Source organism: Burkholderia stagnalis, from assembly GCF_902830275.1.
GTDB lineage: Bacteria > Pseudomonadota > Gammaproteobacteria > Burkholderiales > Burkholderiaceae > Burkholderia > Burkholderia stagnalis.
Window position 1 is genome coordinate 1 of record NZ_CADESW010000053.1, and the last position, 3,176, is coordinate 3,176.

1 protein-coding gene is annotated in these 3,176 nt (G+C 69.2%); it reads right to left on the reverse strand.

Going from position 1 to position 3,176, the window contains the following annotated elements:
* Positions 1-3,176 (reverse strand): DUF6531 domain-containing protein (locus HWY45_RS36120; protein ID WP_176118470.1); only part of this gene is annotated, 3,176 nt, incomplete at both ends.

Genomic DNA, 3,176 nt, shown 5'->3' on the forward strand with positions numbered 1-3,176 from the left:
ACCGCCTTCAGCAACCGCCCCACCGGGTCGTACGTGTAATCGGTTGCCCCGCGCGCACGATCCTCGATGCGCGTCAGGCGTCCCGCCGCGTCGTACCGGTACTGCCGCGCGGCGAGCCAGTCCGTCGGCAGCGCATGCGCATCGCGGCGCACGATCATCCGCTGCAGCCGTCCGGCCGGATCGTATTCGCGTCGCTGCTCGAAACTGCGGTGACGGCGCGCAATCTCGCGATGCAGCTTGTCGCGCTCGACATCGACCAGCGGCTGGCCGTCCAGCAGCACCCCGTGCACATGGCCCGAGCCGTAGCGCAGCCAGTCGATCGTGCGTGTATTCGGCAGTTGCGTCCGGATCCGGTTGCCGAGTGCGTCGTATTCATGCCGCGTCACCGCCGTGTAGGCGGCGCCCATGTCCGGGCCGTGGGTCTGCGCTTCGGCGATCAGGTTGTCGGCGTCGTCGTAATAGAGCCGGACCGTGCTGTCGTGGCCCTGCGCGGTCGTCAGCCGGCCTCGCGCGTCGTAATAGAAATGCTCATGGACCCTGCCACGGCCGCCCGGCCCCTCGATCTCGCGCCGCGTGAGCCGCCCGAGCGGGTCGCGCGTGTAGGCCGTCTCCACCTCGCCTTCGGTCGAACCGGCCAGCCGTCCCGCCTCGTCCCACCGGTAGCGGGTCGTGCTGCCGTCGAAGTCCGTCTGTTCGATCAACTGCCCCAGCGGGTCGTAGCGGAACCGGGTCTGCGCCTCGTTCTCGTTGGTCAGCGTGGTCAGCCGCCACTGCCGGTCGTATGCATACGTCAGCTGCCGGCCCGCCGCATCCTTGCGCCAGGTCGGCTGCCGGCGGGCATTGAACGCGTATTCGGTGACCTGGCCCGCGCCGTCCCGATACGTGCGCAGGTTGCCTTCGCCGTCCCACGTGAAGTGCTCGTCGACCCCGTCCGGGTGCGTGACGCTGGTGACCTGTCCCCGCGCGTCGCAGCGGTAGCGCGTCACGTGCCCCTCGGCATCGGTGACGCGCGACAGGTGGCCGCGCTCGTCGTAGCCGTAGCGCGTCGCGTGGCCGGAACAGTCGGTCGACTCGACGAGCCGCCCCGCGTTGTCGTGACGGAAGCGCTTCACGCCGCCTTTCGGGTCGGTCAGCGACAGCAAGCGGCCGGTACCGCTCCAGGCGTAGCGCGTGGTCCGCCCGGCGGCGTCCGTCGCCGAGACCGGCCGGCCGAGCGGATCGTATTCGGTCTGCGCGACCCGGCCATCCGGCGCCGTGACCTTGATCGGCAGGCCGTGCGCGCCGTATTCGGTGCGCGTCGTGTTGCCGAGCGCGTCCGTCTCGGCGGTGACCCGCCCCTGCGCGTCGTAGTCGAAGCGCTGCGTCTGGCCCAGTGCATTCCGGATGCCGACCAGGTTGTTGTGCGCGTCCCACTCGAATGCCTCGGTCGAGCCGTCCGCATGTTCGACCAGCACGATCCGGTTGTGATGGTCGTAGCGGTGGATCGTCGCGTGGCCGCTCGCATCGGTGACCTTCGTGTACCAGTGTTCGCGGTGGTACTCGAAATGCGTGTCGTCCTGAACCGGCTGCCCGTCGTGGCCAAGCCAGGTGCGCACGCACTTCGCGTCGGCCGGCGCGGGCACGCCTTCGCGCTGGCCCGGCCAGTCCCACGCCAGATTCGCGGCGTGGCCGTTGTAGTCCGTGTAGCGCGTGAGCAGGTGCTGCCGGTACGCGTACGTGCGCCGGAATCCCAGCATGTCGACGTGGCCGGTCAGGTCGCCTTCCGGGCTGTAGGTGTAGCGCGCGAGCGCTTCCCGGGCGAGGCCGGGCACGCCGTCGCGGTAAATCGCCGATACCCGTCCGTCGACATAGTCGAGGCGGATCGTGTTCTGCGCACCGTCGCTCAGCGTGGCGAGTTCGCCGGCTTCGTTGTACGAGAAGCTCAGGCCGAGGCCATCGCGGCCCTGGCGCGAGACGAGGCGATAGCGCGCATGCGTCACCGTGCCATGTCGTTCGTAATCCTCGCGACTGCCGTCGGGATAGGCCAGTTGAATGCGCCGGCCGTCCGGGCGCGTGATGACGAGCTGCTCGGCCGGCACCTCGACCGATTCGCCGACGCCGACCGGCGGCAACGGCACCGCGCGGTTGTCGGGATCGAAGAACGTCAGCGCGCCGTCCCGCTCTTCCAGCGACAGGTGATACGGGCTGCTCCAGCGCGCGCCGAGCGGGCTCGCGTCGTAGGCGGCCAGGCTCGACCGGTAGCGTCGTGTCCACACGATCGGCACGATCCCGTCGAGCATGAAGTCGGTCTGCGCGAGGTTCTCGTCGCCCATCGCGTAGTTGACCGGCTTCGCGCTCGCGGTGGGCGGGCACCCGCAGCCATCTTTGGCCGGCAGCGGGCTCGGCTGCGCGCCCTTCTGTGTCGAATCGCGATGCTCGCCGCGCTTCCGGTGCGGCGCCAGCATCGTGCCCGGTGCGGCCTGGGTGACGTGCGACGGCACCTTGCGCGCGCGCCGCGCCTTGATCTCCGCGGTGATCTGCGCGGCCATGAACAGCAGGCTGCCGGCCTGGGCCACGTCGCCGAACGCCGCATCGAGCATCGGCCCCGTGTTGCGGTCGAATTCGTCGAGCCACGCGACGATCGCGTCGCGCTGGCCGGACAGCTTGAGCAACTGATCGATCCCGTGCAGCGCGATTTCCTCGGTGGACGGCACCCACGACAGGAAGCCGCTGTTCTTTTTGATGCGCCCCATCTGTTCGGCGGCCGAGACGGGGTTGATCACGAAGCGCCGCACCGTCTGCGACGCCTCGCGCACGCCTTTGACGATGTCGCCCCTCCATTGCTTCAGGTGCGCATCCAGATCGGCCATGAACGCGAGCACGTCGCCACCGGCCGTTGCCCAGAACAGATCGACCAGCACCGCCGCGCCCGCGCCCTTCGCGAATGCGAGCAACACTTCCTTGACGACCGCGCGCGCCGGTCGCGTCGCGTTGCCTGCGGCGGGCACGACGCCGATCGCGTCGATCGCGAGGATGCTCCAGCCGAGGACTTTCTTCGCGCCGCCCGGTTCGCTGCAGATCCGGTAGATGTCGACGCCGACGTCGTAGAGCGACATCGCATTGCCGACGAACGGAACCATGTACAGGCACTGGACGAAAATCTCGAGGCCGTGGTTCTTGACCGATTCGGCGCGGGC